We start from the raw sequence: 17,194 nt of genomic DNA, 5'->3' as shown, positions 1-17,194 counted from the left end.
GCCTTGCTGCTGTCCTTCATCCCTAGCCTGCGATCCGAAGCCGTACCTTACCTGCAACAACCCGATGCTCTGTACCTGGCCTTTTTCGGCCTGCTTAACCTCACCCTCGCGCCTGTCATCCCCTACTGGAACAAAGGCCCGCGTCATCAACTGCAAAACCTGGTCAGCGCCCTGCTGGTACTGGCTGTCGTTCTGCAAACCCTGACGCTGATCGCGCCGATGCCTGTCATCGCCGGTCAACCTGCCGTTCTGTTCAGCCTGGTCGCCGCTCTGGTTGCGGTTTTTCTGCACCTGGCTATCAGCTTCTACAAATCGTCACCGGCTGCCGCTTCGCCAAGCTACGACATGAGCAACCGCGATACCGGAACCGTCAAGTGGTTCAACACCTCCAAAGGCTTCGGCTTTATCTCCCGCGACTCCGGTGACGATATTTTCGTGCACTTCCGGGCCATTCGCGGTGAAGGCCATCGCGTCCTGGTCGAAGGCCAGCGCGTGGAGTTCTCTGTCATGAATCGTGACAAGGGCCTGCAAGCCGAAGATGTGATCGCCGCTCTGCCTCGCCGCTGATACAAGGCGTAAAAAAACCGCGAACAGCCTGGCTGCTCGCGGTTTTTTATTGCCTGCCACTCAGTAATGCGGCGGCGGCGCCTCTTCCTCGAAAGACTCGAACTGACCGGCCATTTCTTCCTGGCGCTTGAGCAATGCGGCCATCTGCAACTGCAGACGCTCGACTGCGCGCTGCTGCGCTGCCAGCACGTCGTTCAACGACTGGATGGTGTCATCCTGAAACGCCAATTGACTCTCCAGATCGGTAACACGATTTTCCAGGCTCATGATTCAACCCTCCACGAAGGTGAAATCGTCGGTCAGCACCAGACGCAGACGCTCACGAATGGCCTCGACCTGCTCTGCATTGTAAGGCCTGGCCGGGTGTTTACCCCAGATCGGCGCGGGCCAGGCGGCGTCATCCCGCTTGCGCACGATCACATGCATATGCAACTGACTGACGACATTGCCCAACGCCGCGACGTTGAGTTTATCGGCGTCGAATGAATCCTTGAGCAACTCGGCCAGCGCGGTCGTTTCCTGCCACAACTGCTGCTGATCGGCGACATCCAACTGAAATATCTCGCTGATATCGTCACGGCGAGGCACCAGGATGAACCAGGGATAGTTCGAATCGTTGGACAGCAGCAGCCGGCAAAGCGGGAAATCACCGATCGGTAGCGTGTCCTGTTGAAGTATTGGATCTAAAGCGAACACAGCGCGCACTCCCGTCAGGTCATCAATTTCAGCTTAGCGCCCATCCCGAGAGATGTTGCACCAAGCGACTGGACGGCAGCATACCTGCGAACGTCGCAGGCTTCACGACGAACCCTGATGCAAACTCTCGAGGTCCTGATATGGACGCTCCTACGCTCCGAGATGAAACACTTGCTGGCGAAACGCACCAGTACCGAACCGGCAGCCCCGCAAAATGCGCTGAAATGACCGAAAAGCCTCATCAGCTGCTGGGTGACAGGCCGCGATGCTGTATGGATTCAGTACAGCAAATAAAAATTTTTGCACCGAAACCGCACAGTGTGTCTACGCTGACTACTTCGCATATCCGCCAATTACTCAACGGCGGGGTGAACCGGTAACATTTTTGGTTGTCACGCGGCGGTAACAGTATGGTCAACACCATGCGATGGATGGCGTCAAGCCTCACCTACAGCAGGATGAGACCCCCGGATTCATGAGGTTTTACGGCATCGGCCAGCAATGCAGAAAAAAATATCCATGGAATTCTGATTTGTGCACGCTTGTTGCATTCACACCCACATCGTCTATAAGGCTCAGCTGGAAGCGGGAACCTTGAGACTAAATAAAACAGCGGCAGGGTAGCCCGATGGAGATTCAAACGTTTCACCAGGGACTCTTTTTACCGATGCTCAACCCCAACAAAACAGCGTTAAAGTTGTGTCTCCGGTTGCATCGGGGCTGTAAATTTGCGACATCTAGCAAGCTGTTAGCGACAGGGTCGTAAAGAAGCTGAAAGGTTAGATGCGCAAGTATCGCCAACATTGTCGGCGTGATATAAGTTTGCGCCGACACAAAAAGAAAGAGCCGCCCAGATAATAAAACAGGTGGAGCGGCAGTACTCTTCTAAAAACCAAAGGAGCAAATCACGATGCGCGTGATGAAGTGGAGCATGATCGCACTGGCTGTTGCAGCTGGTACCTCGCAGTTCGCAGTGGCGTCTTCCCAGGAAGAATCCAAGGGTTTCTTCGGTGACCAGAGCCTGAAACTGAAAACCCGTTTCGAATACATGAACCGCGACTATAAAAACGGTGTCAGCAACCCATCCAGCGGCACCGCCGGCTATCGTCAGGACTCCGGTCTGAGCCAGTTGCTCACTTACGAGTCGGGCTTCACTCAAGGCACTGTTGGTTTCGGTCTGGACGCCATGGCAATGGGCTCGGTCAAACTGGACGGTGGTTCGGGCAAGCGTGGCAACGGCCTGTTCGCCAACGACAGCGATGGCAACCCGGAAAAATCCCAGGGCAAGGTTGGCGGTGCAGTCAAACTGCGTCTCTCCGACACAGTTCTGAAGTACGGCCAGCAATTCGTAGCCAGCCCAGTGTTCGCTACCGACGACAGCCGTCTGCTGCCAGAAGTTGCCACCGGTACCTTGCTGACTTCCAAGGAAATCAAAGGTCTGGAACTGAGCGCCGGTCGCTTCACCGCTCTGAGCAAACAAACCGGTATGGCCCGTGACAGCATCGGCGGCCTGACTGACGAAGACGGAAACCACGGCAAAGGCCTGAGCGACGGCATCAACATCTTCGGTGCCAGCTACGCCTTCACCGACAACTTCACCGGTGCCGTGGCTGCATCGGATGCCGATGAGTACTTCAAGAAGTACTACGTCAACCTGAACTACACCTTGCCAATCACTGACGATCAGTCCCTGAACTTCGACCTTAACGGTTACAAGACCAAAGGTGACAAGCGCGGTGACCTGGTCGACGCCATCGGCGACGGCACCTTGGGTGTGGACAACAACCTGTGGTCCCTGGCTGCTGCCTATAGCCTCGGCGCTCACAAATTCACCCTGGCCTATCAGCAGTCCAGCGGCGACAACGCTTACTACTACGGCGTTGACGGTAACAGCACCATCTTCGTATCCAACTCCATCCAGATCTCTGACTTCGTGGGCCGCGAGGAGAAATCCTACCAAGCTCGCTATGATCTGAACATGGCTTCCTATGGCGTCCCAGGTCTGAGCTTCATGACCCGTTACGTGATGGGTGACAACATCAAGACCAACGGTCTGGGTGAAGGTAAGGAAAACGAGTGGAACATCGAGTCCAAGTACGTCGTTCAGGAAGGTCCAGCTAAAGACCTGTCCTTCCGTGCACGTTTCGCCAACTACCGTTCGAACGGCGCGTACAGCGGTTACTCGCCTGACGTCTACGACACCCGTCTGATCATCGAGTACCCGCTGAGCATCCTGTAATCAGGGTGTAAAACCGGAAGTACTGTAGATCAAAAAACGCTCACCTTTTCAGGTGGGCGTTTTTTTATGCCTGCCATACACTGATCACGCCAGCAAACAACTTCCGCGAATAACATTAGTACTTTTTTCAATGAACCGATCAAAAGTCACAAAAAAGCCCGAGAGACTATTAATCCCTCGGGCTCATGTAACAACTAATGAAACCAGGCTTACTGTACTGCTGCTTCCTGAACCACACGAACAACCCGCTGTGGAAACGGAATGTCGATACCGGCCTTTTTCAAACGATCACGGGATTGTTCGTTGAACATGAACATCACATCCCAGTAATCCGCAGTTTTAACCCATACACGCAGGGAAACAGTGATCGCACTGTCACCCAGTGTCGAAATAACGGCCTCAGGCTTCGGATCAGTCAATACGCGCGGGTCTTTTGCCAGATCCAGTAACACTTCACGGGCTTTCTGCAGGTCCGCCTCGTAATCAACCCCCACATCAAACACCACTTTGCGGGTTGGCTGGCGGTTGGTATTGGTGATGATGCCGTTCGACAGGTTACCGTTTGGCACGATGATGGTTTTGTTATCACCCGTGCGCAGCACCGTGTGGAAAATCTGGATGCTATCAACCGTACCGGCCACACCTTGTGCTTCGATCCAGTCGCCAATACGGAATGGACGGAACAACAGAATCAACACGCCACCCGCGAAGTTCGCCAGGCTACCCTGCAAGGCCAGACCGATGGCCAGGCCCGCCGCACCGATGGCAGCCACGAACGAGGTGGTTTCCACACCGATCATCGACGCCACGCTGACGATCAGCAGAATTTTCAGAATGATGTTGGCCAGGCTGCTGATGAAGCCTTGCAGCGCCAGATCGGCATTGCGCAATGCAATCAGGCTTCCGAGCTTCTGCGTCACCTTGTTGATCAGCCACCAACCGATGGCCAGTGTGATTACCGCCAACAGCACGCGACTGCCGTATTCCATGATCATCGGAATCCAGGCTTGGGATGCCTTGACCAGGTTATCCACTTCAGCATTCAAGTCCATCTACGTTCTCCTGATTTGCGGCTATCCGGCACGCGAAAAAATAGCGGCAGAAAGACCGACCCGGTGTGGATCAATCGTTTCTGCCGTTGCTTGGGCCTCGGACGCCGAAAACGCCGAGAGGTTCCCGCGTGCGGATCAGTCGCGGAAGTTGTTGAACTGCAGCGGCATGCCGAATTCCTTGGCGCGCAGTACGGCGATGGCTTCCTGCAGATCGTCACGCTTCTTGCCGGTGATGCGCACTTGCTCGCCCTGAATGGCGGCCTGCACTTTCAACTTGGCGTCTTTGACGTGAGCGACGATTTTCTTCGCCAGCTCTTTGTCGATGCCTTCCTTGAGGACGGCTTCCTGCTTCATCAACTTGCCCGAAGCAAATGCATCCTTGACCTCAAGGCACTGCACGTCGATTTTGCGCTTGACCAGCGCCAGCTTGAGGATCTCGATCATCGCTTCGAGCTGGAAATCGGCTTCAGCGGTCAGATTGACGGTCAGGTCCTTTTCCTTGAACTCGAAGCTGCCCTTGCCTTTCAGGTCGTAGCGACGATCGAGTTCCTTGACGGCGTTCTCGACCGCGTTGGTGACTTCGTGTTTGTCCAGTTCGGATACCACGTCGAACGACGGCATGTAATCTCTCCATTAAATAGGGGGCGCTCGATCAAGAAGGAGCACACCTGGCTTGCGGTAAAAATCCGCGCTGATTATAACGGGTCTTTCCGATCATTCACTGCGAGCCGTCCATGCGCGCGTCAAACAGAGCAAAATTCTGATGTCCACTACCTGGCATGTACTCGGCGCCGGCAGTCTCGGTACTTTATGGGCCACTCGCCTGGCACGGGCCGGGTTGCCGGTGCGGCTGATCCTGCGCGACGCCCGGCGTCTGCAAGCCTATGAAGTGGCGGGTGGACTGACGCTGGTCGAGCATGGCGCAGCGCAGCACTACCCGGTACCTGCCGAAACACCCGATAGTAAAGAGCCGATCGATCGATTGCTGGTGGCCTGCAAGGCCTACGACGCCGAGCACGCCGTAGCGCAACTGGCGCCACGCCTGGCTCCCGGCGCCGAACTGATTCTGTTGCAGAACGGCCTCGGCAGCCAGGACGCCGTAGCCGCACAAGTGCCGCAGGCGCGCTGCATTTATGCCTCCAGCACCGAAGGCGCTTTTCGCGATGGCGACTGGCGCGTGGTGTTCGCCGGACACGGGTTTACCTGGCTGGGGGATGCCGGTCATCCCGCCGCACCAACCTGGCTTGAAGAATTGAACAGCGCCGGTATTCCCCATGAATGGAGTACCGAGATACTCACCAGGTTGTGGCGAAAACTGGCACTCAATTGCGCCATCAATCCACTGACTGTGCTGCACGATTGCCGCAATGGTGGTTTGCAGGAGCACCATTGTGAAGTCGCCACCCTCTGCGGTGAACTCACCGAACTGCTTGAGCGCTGCGGTCAACCGGCAGCAGCGGAAAACCTGCAACAGGAAGTCGAACGGGTGATTCATGCCACTGCGGCCAATTACTCGTCGATGTACCAGGATGTCAGCCACCGGCGTCGGACCGAAATCAGCTACCTGCTGGGCCATGCCTGCAAAATCGCGGCTCGACATCAATTGAATCTGCCACACCTCAATCAACTGCAACAGCGCCTGATTACCCGACTGCACAGCCTTGGATTGCCCAGCGACTGAGCAGCGGCTACGCTGGCCACTTGTTCCTTTGCAGCGATAAACCTGATGCCATTGCGCCAGCGCCTTGAAAACCTGCCGGTCGGCCAGAAACTCCTGGCCGCCCTGTTGGTGCTGTTGACCACTGTTTTGCTGGTCGCCAACCTGACCTTTATCAGCGCCGCGTATTACATTTCCCAGGAAAGCATGGCGCCCCAGGCGCTGCAGACCATCGGACGCCTGGTGTCCAATCCGAGCCTGATTTCCGAAGCACTGACTTCGCCGCAAAGCGCTCAACGCCTGCTCGACGAACTCAACAGCTACTCACCCTTGCGCGCCGCTGCACTATATGACGGCAAGGGTGAACGCCTGGCACAGTTGCAGCATGGCGATCACCTGAGTCTGCCAAAAAAATACGGGCATATCGAATCCTGGCAGGCCACCGAATTTCGCAGCAATCAAGTCATCACCCTGCCCCGCCCAGGTGCCGCGCCGGGTCACTTGCTGTTGGTGGCCAGCAGCGAACTGCCGATGGCGTTTTATACCGGGACCCTGACTGCCAGCCTCGGGATCCTGATTTTCAGTGTCCTGCTTTGGCTGGTCATCGCGAGGCAGATCAAACGCCTGATTACCCGGCCGATCCATCAACTCGAAGAGCTTTCCCGCCAGGTGACCCGGGAAGAGAACTACGCCCTGCGTGCCTCACGGGGCAACCACGATGAAATCGGCAGCCTCGCCGAAGCGTTCAATACCATGCTGTCACGCATTGAAGCGCGGGAGCAGCAGCTCAAACGCGCACGGGACGACTCGCAGGCGGCCTATGACCAGGCTCAGGGCCTGGCCGAGGAAACCCGCCACACCAATCGCAAACTGGAGCTCGAAGTCCAGGTGCGGAGCAAGATCGAGAAGAAACTCACCGGCTTCCAGAACTACCTCAACAGCATCATCGACTCCATGCCATCGGCGCTGATCGCGCTCGACGAACAGCTTTACGTGACGCAGTGGAATCAGGAAGCCAGTGCCCTGTCCGGCACTCGCCTGGATGAAGCCTTGAACCAGCCGATCTTCCTCGCCTTCGAGCCGCTCAAGCCGTTTTTGCCGCAACTCAAGCAAACGGTCGAGCAACATACCGTAGCCAAAATCGAACGCGTGACCTGGATCAAAGACGATGAGCCGCGCCATTACGCCCTGACTTTCTACCCGCTGATGGGCGGTGCCGGGCGTGGCGTGGTGATACGAATCGACGACATCACCCAACGCCTGTCCCTGGAAGAAATGATGGTGCAGTCGGAAAAAATGCTCTCCGTCGGTGGCCTCGCCGCTGGCATGGCCCATGAGATCAATAATCCGCTTGGTGCGATCCTGCACAACGTGCAGAACATTCGCCGCCGCCTGTCCCCCGAACTGCCAAAAAACCTGGAGCAGGCCGAACACATAGGCGTTGAGCTGTCGACGGTCAATCAATACCTGCAAGCCCGGGAAGTGCCGCAGCTACTCGACGGCATTCAGCAGGCCGGCGCCCGCGCGGCGAAAATTGTCACCCACATGCTCAGTTTCAGCCGCCGCAGTACCCGGCAAATGGCCCCGTGCGATCTGCCGGCACTGATCGATCAGGCGGTGGAAATCGCCGGTAACGACTTCGACCTGGCCATCGGTTTCGACTTCAAGGGCCAGGCCATCATCCGCCAGTTCGACCCCGCGCTCGGCCCGGTACCCGGTACCGCCAACGAACTGGAGCAAGTGTTGCTCAACCTGTTGAAAAACGCCGCCCAGGCCATTCACCAGCGTGAAGACGATAGCGAGCCGGGGCGGATCATTCTGCGCACCCGGCTCAATCCGCCCTGGGCGGAGATTCAGGTCGAGGACAATGGCATCGGCATGAGCGAAAGCGTGCGCAAACGTACCTTCGAACCGTTTTTCACCACCAAGGAAATCGGCCAGGGCACCGGTCTCGGGTTGTCGGTTTCGTACTTCATCATCACCAATAACCATAAAGGGCAGATGGAAGTGCAATCGACCCTCGGCCAAGGCACCTGCTTCACCTTGCGCTTGCCACTGGCGGGCACCCCGCTCGTCTCCCAGGAATTCAACCAGCTTACGAGGTAACCATGGGCTTTCGCTTGTCGAAGATTTACACCCGCACCGGCGACAAAGGCGAAACCGGCCTGGGCGATGGACGCCGCGTACCCAAGGACCATCCACGGATCGAGGCCATTGGCGAGGTCGACACGTTGAACAGTCAGGTCGGCGTATTGCTGGCCGGGCTTGCAGCGGAATGTGAAGAGTATCCGCGGCTGAGCGAAGTGATCGAGGTGTTGGCGCCCTGCCAGCATCGGCTGTTCGACCTTGGCGGCGAGTTGGCGATGCCGGCGTACCAGGCATTGAACGTGGCGGAAATCGAACGCCTTGAAGCGGCGATCGATGTATGGAATGAAGAATTGGGACCGCTGGAGAACTTCATTCTGCCGGGTGGTTCGGCGTTAATTGCCCAAGCCCACGTCTGCCGCAGCCTGGCACGCAGTGCCGAGCGGCGTTGTCAGCAGTTGAATGCGATTGAGCCGTTGGCCGGGGTTGGCCTGGCGTACATCAATCGGTTGTCGGATTTGCTGTTTGTGGTGGCCAGGTTGATTGCCAAGAGGCAAGGCGTTGCTGAGATTCTTTGGCAACCGGCGGCGAAGCCTGGGGATTAAGCGGCGCCTGCCGGCCGCCATCGCGGGCAAGCCTTGCTCCTACAGGATTTCGCGTGAACCTGTAGCAGCGAGGCTTGCCCGCGAAGGTCCACCAACTACACCGAAGAATCAGGCCAGAAAGCCCGAATCCCAGCAACACCCTGCGCACCCGCCGCCCAGGCTTGCTGAACCTGCGCAGGCCCGACACCACCGAGCAAAAACACCGGTTTGCTGAAGCCTTCGATCAAGGTCGAAGCCTGCTCCCAACCCAGCGGCTCAGCCCCCGGATGCGTCAGCGTCGGCTGCACCGGCGACAAGGTCACGAAGTCCACGCCCATTGCTTCGGCCAACGCCAGTTCTTCGGCGTTATGGCAGGACGCGGCCAGCCAGCGCGAAGCCGGCAATGGCCGGCCGGCAGCCGCATACTTGCGCAGCTGCGCAGACGTGATGTGCCAACCGGCGGCAGGAAAGTCGCCCAGCCACTCGAACGGACCCTTGATCATCAACTGCGCCTTGCCGGCACACAGCCCTACCGCATCAACGGCCAGGTCGCGATACTTCGGATCGTAACCGTTCGGTGCGCGCAACTGGATCAGCTTGATGCCGCCGGCAATGGCTTTCTGAATTCCGCGCAGCAAGGCCGGGGTTTCCAGATCTTCCGGGGTGATCAGGTACTGCTCGGGCAACCGGGCAGCCGCGACGATCGGCCGGTTGGCCTCAGGGAACTCGTAGTTCGACAACTCACGGGCGCTGACCCAGGCCAATGGCTGACCCTCAGCACCGTGTGGCTCACCGCTGAACGCCGAAACCTCCCAGACGTCGAGCAATACCTGCTTGTCCGGATAATCGTGGCGAACCTTGATCAACGGGCGCGCTGCACTGACGACAATGCCCAGTTCCTCATGAAGTTCGCGGGCCAGCGCGGTTTCCACCGATTCGTCGGCCTCGACCTTGCCACCGGGAAACTCCCACAATCCGCCCTGGTGCTGGGTATCGGCACGGCGGGCAATCAGGATCTTGCCGCTGTTATCACGGATAACGGCAGCGGCTACATGAACTCGTTTCACCGCTCGATTTCCTCCAGTCCGGCCTTCTGCCAGGCCTTGAATGCTGGCCATTGGTAGAGGGTTTCAACATAGGCTTCGTCCACCGCAGACAGTTTCACCCGATAGGTGCGCAGTCGTACGGCGATCGGCGCAAAGAACGCATCGGCCAAGGTAATGCGACCAAACAGGTAAGGACCGGTTTCGGTCGCGGCAGCACGGCACTCGGCCCACAACGCCGCCATGCGCTCGATATCCGCCTGCACGTCCGCCGGGAGCGGCGACAGCGGCGCGTCATGACTGAGGTCGAACGGCATGTTGCCACGCATGGCGAAGAAGCCGCTGTGCATTTGCGCACACGCCGAACGCGCCTGGGCACGGGCCGCAGTGTCTGTTGGCCACAGCTTGGCTTCAGGGAATTGTTCGGCCAGGTATTCAGCAATCGCCAGGGAATCGGCGATGGTGCCGTGCTCGGTTTTCAGCAGCGGGACTTTGCCGGTCGGCGAATGCTTGAGCACACGCTCGCGGGTGTCGGGCTGGTTCAGTTTGATCAGTTCTTCGGTGTAGGAGGCGCCGGTCAGATCAAGCGCCAGGGCGCCGCGCAGGGACCAGGAGGAAAGCAGTTTGTCGCCGATGATCAGGTGAAGGCTCATGTTCGGGACCTTTGATGAAGGGGACAGGCCAAATCTCTAGCATCTGGTCGCCCCTAATCGCGGGCTTGCCCGCGATTAGGGGCGACCCGCTCTTAAGTACGATACTCGGCGTTGATCTTCACGTACTCGTGGGACAGGTCGGTGGTCCAGATGGTTTCGCTGCAATCGCCGCGGCCCAATTCGATACGGATGGTGATTTCTTCCTGCTGCATCACTGCCGCGCCCTGGGCTTCAGTGTAGGTCGCGGCGCGCGCGCCACGGCTGGCGATGCAAACGTCACCGAGGAACACGTCGATCTTGCTCACGTCCAGATTCGGTACGCCGGCGCGGCCGACGGCAGCCAGGATGCGGCCCCAGTTCGGGTCGGAAGCGAACAGCGCGGTCTTGATCAGCGGCGAGTGGGCCACGGTGTAACCGACGTCCAGGCACTCCTGATGATTACCGCCGCCGTTGACTTCAACGGTGACGAACTTGGTCGCACCTTCGCCGTCACGCACGATGGCCTGCGCCACGTCCATGCACACTTCGAACACCGCTTGCTTTAACTTGGCGAACAGCTCGCCTTCGGCACGGGTGATCTCCGGCAGCGCAGCCTGACCGGTGGCAATCAGCATGCAGCAATCGTTGGTCGAGGTGTCGCCGTCGATGGTAATGCGGTTGAACGACTTGTTAGCGCCGTCCAGCATCAGGTTTTGCAGCACGTCGCGGGAGACTTTGGCGTCGGTGGCGATGTAGCCGAGCATGGTCGCCATGTTTGGTCGAATCATGCCCGCACCTTTGCTGATGCCGGTCACGGTGATGGTCACGCCGTCGTGCTGGAACTGACGGCTGGCGCCTTTTGGCAACGTGTCGGTGGTCATGATGCCGGTGGCGGCGGCTTCCCAATTGTTGACCGACAGATCGTCGAGGGCCGCTTGCAGTGCGCCTTCGATTTTCTCGACCGGCAATGGCTCGCCGATCACACCGGTGGAGTAAGGCAGCACCTGGCTGGCATCGACGCCGGTCAGCTCGGCCAGTTTCGCGCAAGTGCGCTCGGCGGCGGCCAGGCCTGGCTCGCCGGTACCGGCGTTGGCATTGCCAGTGTTGGTCAGCAGGTAACGCACCGGGCCTTGCACGCGTTGCTTGGCGAGGATCACCGGCGCTGCGCAAAAAGCGTTCAGGGTGAACACGCCTGCCACCGTCGAGCCTTCGGCACAGCGCATGACGACGACATCCTTGCGCCCCGGGCGCTTGATACCGGCCGAGGCGATACCGAGTTCAAAACCGGCAACCGGGTGCAACGTTGGCAAAGGACCAAGACCAACAGCCATGAATGCGCTCCTTTATAAATGATGTCAGCACCGTTTCAGGAAAAACGGTGGTTCGAAATGGTAAAACGCCGCGACGGCAGAAGCCGGTCGCGGCGCGGGTATTTCAGCGATTGAAACGGGTTTTACTGGATCTGCCCGTGGCAATGCTTGAACTTCTTGCCCGAACCGCAGTAGCACAGCTCGTTGCGGCCCAGCTTCTGCTCGTTGCGAACCGGTGCGGTGGCGAGAGCCACATCGACCTCTTCACCCAGTTGCTCCGGTTGCTCCAGACCTGGGGCTTCTTCATGCAGGAACTGCATGCGGGCGGCCAGTGCCTCGGCTTCCTGACGCAGGCGCTGCTCTTCTTCGATCGGATCTTCGCGGCGAACCTGAACGTGCGACAGCACGCGGATCGAGTCGCGTTTGATCGAATCCAGCAGCTCGGAGAACAGCGTGAACGACTCGCGCTTGTACTCCTGCTTCGGGTTCTTCTGGGCATAGCCACGCAGGTGGATACCATGACGCAGGTGGTCCATGGTCGACAGGTGGTCTTTCCACAGGTCGTCCAGCACGCGCAGAACGATTTGTTTCTCGAAGCTGCGCAGCGCTTCGGCGCCCGCCTGGTCTTCTTTCTCGTTGTAGGCGGCGATCAGTTCCTGCATGAGTTTTTCGCGCAGGGTTTCTTCGTACAGGTGATCGTCTTCGTCGAGCCACTGCTGGATCGGCAGTGCTACACCGAAATCGCTCTGCAACGTAGCTTCCAGCCCCGCCACGTCCCACTGCTCTGGCAGCGATTGCGGAGGGATGTGGGCGCTGACGGTGGCGTTGAGGACGTCCTGACGGAAATCGGCAATGGTTTCACCGATGTTGTTGGCAGCCAGCAACGTGTTACGCATGTGATAGATCACTTTACGCTGTTCGTTGTTGACGTCGTCGAACTCAAGCAGTTGCTTGCGAATGTCGAAGTTACGACCTTCAACCTTGCGCTGAGCCTTTTCGATGGCGTTGGTCACCATGCGGTGCTCAATCGCTTCGCCAGGCTGCATGCCCAGGGCTTTCATGAAGTTCTTCACCCGGTCAGAGGCAAAGATGCGCATCAGGCTGTCTTCCAGCGACAGATAGAAACGGCTGGAACCGGCGTCGCCCTGACGACCGGCACGACCACGCAGCTGGTTGTCGATACGGCGCGATTCGTGACGTTCGGAGGCGATCACCTGCAAGCCACCCGACTCGAGCACTTGCTGGTGACGCTTCTGCCAGTCGGCCTTGATCTGGGCAATCTGCTCAGGCGTCGGGTTTTCCAGCGAGGCCACTTCCACTTCCCAGTTGCCGCCCAACAGGATGTCGGTACCACGACCGGCCATGTTGGTGGCGATGGTCAATGCGCCTGGACGACCGGCCTGGGCAATGATCTCGGCTTCTTTTTCGTGGAACTTGGCGTTGAGGACCTTGTGTTCGATGCCTTCCTTCACGAGCAGGCTGGACATGTGCTCGGACGTTTCGATGGTTGCGGTGCCGACCAGTACCGGACGACCGGCGGCCATGCTTTCCTTGATGTCGGCAACGATCGCGGCGTATTTCTCGTCGGCGGTCAGGAACACCAGGTCGTTGTAGTCTTTACGGGCCAGCGGCTTGTTTGGCGGGATGACCATGACCTGCAGGCCATAGATCTGGTGGAACTCGAACGCTTCGGTGTCGGCCGTACCGGTCATCCCGGACAGTTTGTTGTACAGACGGAAGTAGTTCTGGAACGTGGTCGACGCCAGTGTCTGGCTTTCGGCCTGGATGTTCAGGTTTTCCTTGGCTTCGATGGCCTGGTGCAGGCCTTCGGACAAACGACGGCCCGGCATGGTGCGCCCGGTGTGTTCGTCGACCAGAACCACCTGACCGTCCTGCACGATGTACTCGATGTTGCGGTGGAACAGTTTGTGCGCACGCAGACCGGCGTAAACGTGAGTCAGCAGGCTCAGGTTGTGCGCCGAGTACAGGCTCTCGCCTTCAGCCAGCAGGCCGATGCGGGTCAGCGTTTCTTCGACGAATTGGTGACCGGCTTCGTTGAGCTCGACCTGGCGGGTCTTCTCATCGACGGTGTAGTGGCCGGGCTTGGTGACTTCGCCTTCGACTTCTTCAACGTGCAATTCCAGCTGCGGGATCAGTTTGTTGATCTCGATGTACAGCTTGGAGCTGTCCTCGGCCTGACCGGAGATGATCAGCGGGGTACGGGCTTCGTCGATGAGAATGGAGTCGACTTCGTCGATCACGGCAAAATTGAGTTCGCGCTGGAATTTTTCTTCCATGCTGAACGCCATGTTGTCGCGCAGGTAATCGAAACCGAATTCGTTGTTGGTACCGTAGGTGATGTCGGCAGCGTAGGCGGCGCGCTTCTCTTCCGGCGGCTGGAACGGCGTGACAACGCCGACCGTCAGGCCGAGGAATTCATACAGCGGGCGCATCCAGTTGGCGTCTCGACGGGCCAGGTAGTCGTTCACCGTCACAACGTGCACGCCCTTGCCGGACAATGCATTGAGGTAAACGCCCAGTGTTGCCACCAGGGTCTTGCCTTCACCGGTACGCATTTCGGCGATCTTGCCTTCATGCAAGGTCATGCCGCCGATCAGCTGGACGTCGAAGTGACGCATGCCCATGACACGCTTACCGGCTTCGCGGGCGACCGCAAAGGCTTCTGGCAGCAATTTATCGAGGGTTTCCCCTTTGGCGATGCGGGCCTTGAACTCGTCTGTCTTGGCACGCAATTGATCGTCCGAAAGGGCCACCATTTGCTCTTCGAAGGCATTGACGAGTTGCACCGTCTTGAGCATGCGTTTGACTTCACGCTCGTTCTTGCTTCCAAAAAGTTTCTTTAACAAAGGCGCAAACATATCGGCAGGATCTTCCACACTAAAGGGATGGAGGGCGGCCCCGTGAGTCGCCCGTGCAGCCCTCATGGCCGCATGCGAACGAGCATTCTACCCGGAAACGGTGGTGAGGAAAGTGGCGATGTTCCACGATGCTGGCACTGCGCTTTGACGGGGCTCACTTAAAATAAGGGCGTTTTGTTCAACTTCAACCCATTCAGGGAAGAAGTTAGTCGTTGATTTAATGAGTAAAGCATCCACAAAAGCAATGGGCGAGTGCATTCGGCGCTTTCTGCTACCATGGCGGCTCTGTTACTTCAGGTGTCTGATCATGGCATTTCGCCCTCTTACGGCCAGAGCACCCGCCGTTCTCCTTCGCGAAGCCAAGCCGCTCAAAGCCATTCTCGGCCACGCTCAACGCCTGGGTCATCTGCAACGCCTGCTGGAAAGCCAACTGCAACCCGCCGCTCGCGAGCATTGCCACGTGGCGTCCTGGCGTGAAGGCAGCTTGCTGCTGATCGTCACTGATGGGCATTGGGCCACTCGCCTGCGCTACCAGCAAAAACGCCTGCAGCGGCAATTGCAGATGTTCGATGAATTCGCCAGCCTCACGCGAATTCTGTTCAAGGTTCAGCCACCTACCGTTCAACAAGGTGCGGCCGGTCATACCATGGATTTGTCCAATGATGCGGCGGCGACCATTCAGGCGACGGCCGACGGCATCAGTGATCCAAACCTTCGGGCCGCGCTGGAGCGGTTGGCGGCGCACGCCAGGCCCAAAACCTGATAATGAACCCATGTAGGAGCGAGCCTGCTCGCGATAGCGATGTAACATTCAACGCATAAGTTGACTGATACGCCGCCATCGCGAGCAGGCTCACTCCTACAGGTTTCAGCGGCGTTTGTTGCCGCCCAATAAAGAGCCCATCAAACCGCGCACCAATTGTCGGCCGATCTGATTCGCCGCCTGTTGCATCGCTGACTTCAGCGCCTTCCCCGCCGCCGTGCCGAGGAACTCCCCGGCCTGTTCGGTGAAGCTTGGCTCTTGCTTGGCGGATTTGTCCGGTGCAGCCTCGGGTTCAGGCGCCAGTCCTTTGCGGCCCATCAGCACTTCATAAGCCGACTCGCGATCAATCGGCTTGTCGTACCGGCCCTTGCACGGCGAACCGGCGATCAGCAGCGTACGCTCCGTCTCGCTCAGCGGCCCGATCCGCGACTGTGGCGGTGCCACCAGAACCCGTTGGACCATTTCCGGCGTGCCCTTTTCCTGCAAAGTGCCGACCAACGCCTCTCCAATCCCCAACTCAGTCAGCACCGACAGCGCATCGAATGCCGGGTTAGGCCGGAAACCGTCAGCCACCGCCCGCAGGGATTTCTGCTCCTTGGCGGTGAACGCACGCAAGCCGTGCTGGACGCGCAAACCCAGTTGCGCCAGCACATCGTCCGGCAGGTCGCCCGGCGATTGGGTGACGAAATACACCCCCACTCCTTTCGAACGTATCAGCCGCACCACTTGTTCCAGGCGATCCTGCAACGCCTTGGGGGTCCCGGCAAACAACAGATGCGCCTCGTCGAAAAACAACGCCAACAGCGGTTTGTCCGAATCACCGCGCTCCGGCAATTGCTCGAACAATTCGGCCAGCAACCACAACAGAAACGTCGCGTAGACCTTCGGCGCTTCGTGCACCAGCCGACTGGCATCGAGCAAATGAATGCGACCACGACCGTCGACTGTCGGTTGCAGAATGTCTTCGAGTTGCAGCGCCGGCTCACCGAACAGCGCCTCCGCCCCCTGTTGTTCGAGCGTTGCCAGACGCCGCAGCAGGGCTTGGCTGGAACCGGTGGTCATCAGCGCCGCATCATCGCCGAGCAGCTGTGGATGATCCTTGAGGTGATTGAGCAATGCCTTCAGGTCTTTGAGGTCCAGCAGCAACAAGCCTTCGCGGTCGGCGACCTTGAACGCGGCATACAGCGCCGATTGCTGACTGTCCGTCAGCTCCAACAGGCTACCCAACAATAACGGGCCCATTTCGCTCAAGGTTGTGCGCAGTGGATGACCGGACTGCCCGTGAATGTCCCACAAGGTCACCGGATAAGCCTGAGGCTTGTGGTTCAGCCAGGGCATCCCGGCGATTCGCTCGGCAATCTTGCCCTGGGGATTACCGGCTGCACCCAGACCGCAGAGATCGCCCTTGATATCGGCGGCAAATACCGCGACTCCGGCATCACTGAAGGCTTCGGCCATACGTTGCAAGGTGACGGTCTTGCCCGTCCCGGTAGCCCCCGCAATCAAACCGTGACGGTTGGCCAGGCGCATGGCCTGGGCGATCGGCTGCCCGGAAAGATCGGCGCCGATAACGAGTTGCAATGAGTCATGCATTTGGTCACCCATGGTTAATCTTTGATCCTTCACGGCCGATAGAAATAGCAACAAAGCAGACAGACACAATCTGGTAGGACATTTCCCTTAAGGA

At 58.5% G+C, this 17,194-nt stretch carries 15 protein-coding genes; 6 read left to right on the top strand and 9 right to left on the bottom strand.

The features are described from left to right. Nucleotides 1-567, top strand: a 567-nt coding sequence (locus D8U69_RS29920; protein ID WP_277751134.1) for a cold-shock protein, incomplete at its 5' end; no start/stop codon positions are given. Nucleotides 568-627: 60 nt separating this feature from the next. On the opposite strand, the gene D8U69_RS01845 is transcribed toward D8U69_RS29920, so the two are convergent. Together D8U69_RS01845 and D8U69_RS01840 are read right to left on the bottom strand one after the other, a co-directional pair. After that, nucleotides 628-834: a SlyX family protein gene (locus tag D8U69_RS01845; RefSeq protein WP_056852667.1), complete on the bottom strand. Its 207-nt coding sequence runs from the start codon at nt 832-834 to the stop codon at nt 628-630. Nucleotides 835-837: 3 nt separating this feature from the next. Beyond that, the gene (locus D8U69_RS01840; protein ID WP_056852668.1) at nt 838-1,263 is read right to left on the bottom strand and encodes an HIT domain-containing protein; all 426 of its coding nucleotides are present in this window, start codon (nt 1,261-1,263) and stop codon (nt 838-840) included. Nucleotides 1,264-2,173: 910 nt separating this feature from the next. Between D8U69_RS01840 and D8U69_RS01835 the strand changes: the two genes are divergently transcribed. Then, complete coding sequence (locus D8U69_RS01835; RefSeq protein ID WP_130905894.1) at nt 2,174-3,502, top strand: OprD family porin; 1,329 nt, start codon at nt 2,174-2,176, stop codon at nt 3,500-3,502. Nucleotides 3,503-3,711: 209 nt separating this feature from the next. Here the strand turns inward: D8U69_RS01835 and D8U69_RS01830 are convergent, their stop codons facing one another. Both D8U69_RS01830 and D8U69_RS01825 read right to left on the bottom strand, forming a co-directional pair. Beyond that, nucleotides 3,712-4,554, bottom strand: a complete 843-nt coding sequence (locus tag D8U69_RS01830; RefSeq protein ID WP_130905895.1) for a mechanosensitive ion channel family protein — start codon at nt 4,552-4,554, stop codon at nt 3,712-3,714. A gap of 135 nt (nt 4,555-4,689) precedes the next feature. Then, entirely contained in the window at nt 4,690-5,175 is a 486-nt protein-coding gene (locus D8U69_RS01825) for a YajQ family cyclic di-GMP-binding protein (protein ID WP_007977344.1), read from the bottom strand. Nucleotides 5,176-5,317: 142 nt separating this feature from the next. Here D8U69_RS01825 and D8U69_RS01820 point away from each other — a divergent pair, with 142 nt between their 5' ends. The 3 genes from D8U69_RS01820 to D8U69_RS01810 are packed head-to-tail and all read left to right on the top strand — an operon-like array spanning nt 5,318 to nt 8,901. Further along, entirely contained in the window at nt 5,318-6,235 is a 918-nt protein-coding gene (locus tag D8U69_RS01820; RefSeq protein WP_130906565.1) for a putative 2-dehydropantoate 2-reductase, read from the top strand. 45 nt (nt 6,236-6,280) lie between these two features. After that, nucleotides 6,281-8,317, top strand: coding sequence for a HAMP domain-containing sensor histidine kinase (locus tag D8U69_RS01815; protein WP_130905897.1), 2,037 nt, complete (start codon nt 6,281-6,283; stop codon nt 8,315-8,317). 2 nt (nt 8,318-8,319) lie between these two features. Further along, entirely contained in the window at nt 8,320-8,901 is a 582-nt protein-coding gene (locus D8U69_RS01810; RefSeq protein ID WP_130905898.1) for a cob(I)yrinic acid a,c-diamide adenosyltransferase, read from the top strand. A gap of 95 nt (nt 8,902-8,996) precedes the next feature. Here D8U69_RS01810 and D8U69_RS01805 read toward each other — a convergent pair whose 3' ends face one another. The 4 genes from D8U69_RS01805 to secA form a co-directional block, all read right to left on the bottom strand. Beyond that, complete coding sequence (locus D8U69_RS01805; protein ID WP_130906564.1) at nt 8,997-9,947, bottom strand: Nudix family hydrolase; 951 nt, start codon at nt 9,945-9,947, stop codon at nt 8,997-8,999. Beyond that, entirely contained in the window at nt 9,944-10,576 is a 633-nt protein-coding gene (locus D8U69_RS01800) for a glutathione S-transferase family protein (RefSeq protein WP_130906563.1), read from the bottom strand. Before D8U69_RS01800 ends, D8U69_RS01805 begins: the two co-directional genes overlap by 4 nt. 92 nt (nt 10,577-10,668) lie before the next feature. Then, nucleotides 10,669-11,886, bottom strand: coding sequence for a bifunctional glutamate N-acetyltransferase/amino-acid acetyltransferase ArgJ (gene argJ / locus D8U69_RS01795; protein WP_130905901.1), 1,218 nt, complete (start codon nt 11,884-11,886; stop codon nt 10,669-10,671). 122 nt (nt 11,887-12,008) lie between these two features. Continuing rightward, nucleotides 12,009-14,744 carry a preprotein translocase subunit SecA gene (gene secA, locus D8U69_RS01790; RefSeq protein ID WP_056852677.1) on the bottom strand — a complete coding sequence of 912 codons (2,736 nt, stop codon included), beginning with the start codon at nt 14,742-14,744 and terminating at the stop codon, nt 12,009-12,011. A 307-nt stretch (nt 14,745-15,051) separates the two neighbouring features. Here secA and D8U69_RS01785 point away from each other — a divergent pair, with 307 nt between their 5' ends. Next, on the top strand, nt 15,052-15,507 hold the full coding sequence (locus D8U69_RS01785) for a DciA family protein (protein ID WP_056852678.1): 456 nt from the start codon (nt 15,052-15,054) through the stop codon (nt 15,505-15,507). A gap of 105 nt (nt 15,508-15,612) precedes the next feature. On the opposite strand, the gene D8U69_RS01775 is transcribed toward D8U69_RS01785, so the two are convergent. Then, on the bottom strand, nt 15,613-17,100 hold the full coding sequence (locus D8U69_RS01775) for a helicase HerA-like domain-containing protein (RefSeq protein ID WP_130906566.1): 1,488 nt from the start codon (nt 17,098-17,100) through the stop codon (nt 15,613-15,615). Between the last annotated feature and the right edge of the window lie 94 nt (nt 17,101-17,194).

This window comes from Pseudomonas sp. Sample_16 (assembly GCF_004307665.1).
GTDB lineage: Bacteria > Pseudomonadota > Gammaproteobacteria > Pseudomonadales > Pseudomonadaceae > Aquipseudomonas.
Note: the sequence above shows the minus strand (reverse complement) of the source record. Positions and strands in the feature narration are given on the sequence as shown.

Excerpts from the sequence above, each read along its gene's own strand:
- secA (WP_056852677.1), bottom strand. The coding sequence starts at position 14,744 with ATGTTTGCGCCTTTGTTAAAGAAACTTTTTGGAAGCAAGAACGAGCGT.
- D8U69_RS01820 (WP_130906565.1), top strand. The coding sequence starts at position 5,318 with ATGTCCACTACCTGGCATGTACTCGGCGCCGGCAGTCTCGGTACTTTA.
- D8U69_RS01845 (WP_056852667.1), bottom strand. The coding sequence starts at position 834 with ATGAGCCTGGAAAATCGTGTTACCGATCTGGAGAGTCAATTGGCGTTT.
- D8U69_RS01800 (WP_130906563.1), bottom strand. The coding sequence starts at position 10,576 with ATGAGCCTTCACCTGATCATCGGCGACAAACTGCTTTCCTCCTGGTCC.
- D8U69_RS01775 (WP_130906566.1), bottom strand. The coding sequence starts at position 17,100 with ATGCATGACTCATTGCAACTCGTTATCGGCGCCGATCTTTCCGGGCAG.
- D8U69_RS01785 (WP_056852678.1), top strand. The coding sequence starts at position 15,052 with ATGGCATTTCGCCCTCTTACGGCCAGAGCACCCGCCGTTCTCCTTCGC.
- D8U69_RS01835 (WP_130905894.1), top strand. The coding sequence starts at position 2,174 with ATGCGCGTGATGAAGTGGAGCATGATCGCACTGGCTGTTGCAGCTGGT.
- argJ (WP_130905901.1), bottom strand. The coding sequence starts at position 11,886 with ATGGCTGTTGGTCTTGGTCCTTTGCCAACGTTGCACCCGGTTGCCGGT.
- D8U69_RS01815 (WP_130905897.1), top strand. The coding sequence starts at position 6,281 with ATGCCATTGCGCCAGCGCCTTGAAAACCTGCCGGTCGGCCAGAAACTC.
- D8U69_RS01825 (WP_007977344.1), bottom strand. The coding sequence starts at position 5,175 with ATGCCGTCGTTCGACGTGGTATCCGAACTGGACAAACACGAAGTCACC.
- D8U69_RS01830 (WP_130905895.1), bottom strand. The coding sequence starts at position 4,554 with ATGGACTTGAATGCTGAAGTGGATAACCTGGTCAAGGCATCCCAAGCC.
- D8U69_RS01810 (WP_130905898.1), top strand. The coding sequence starts at position 8,320 with ATGGGCTTTCGCTTGTCGAAGATTTACACCCGCACCGGCGACAAAGGC.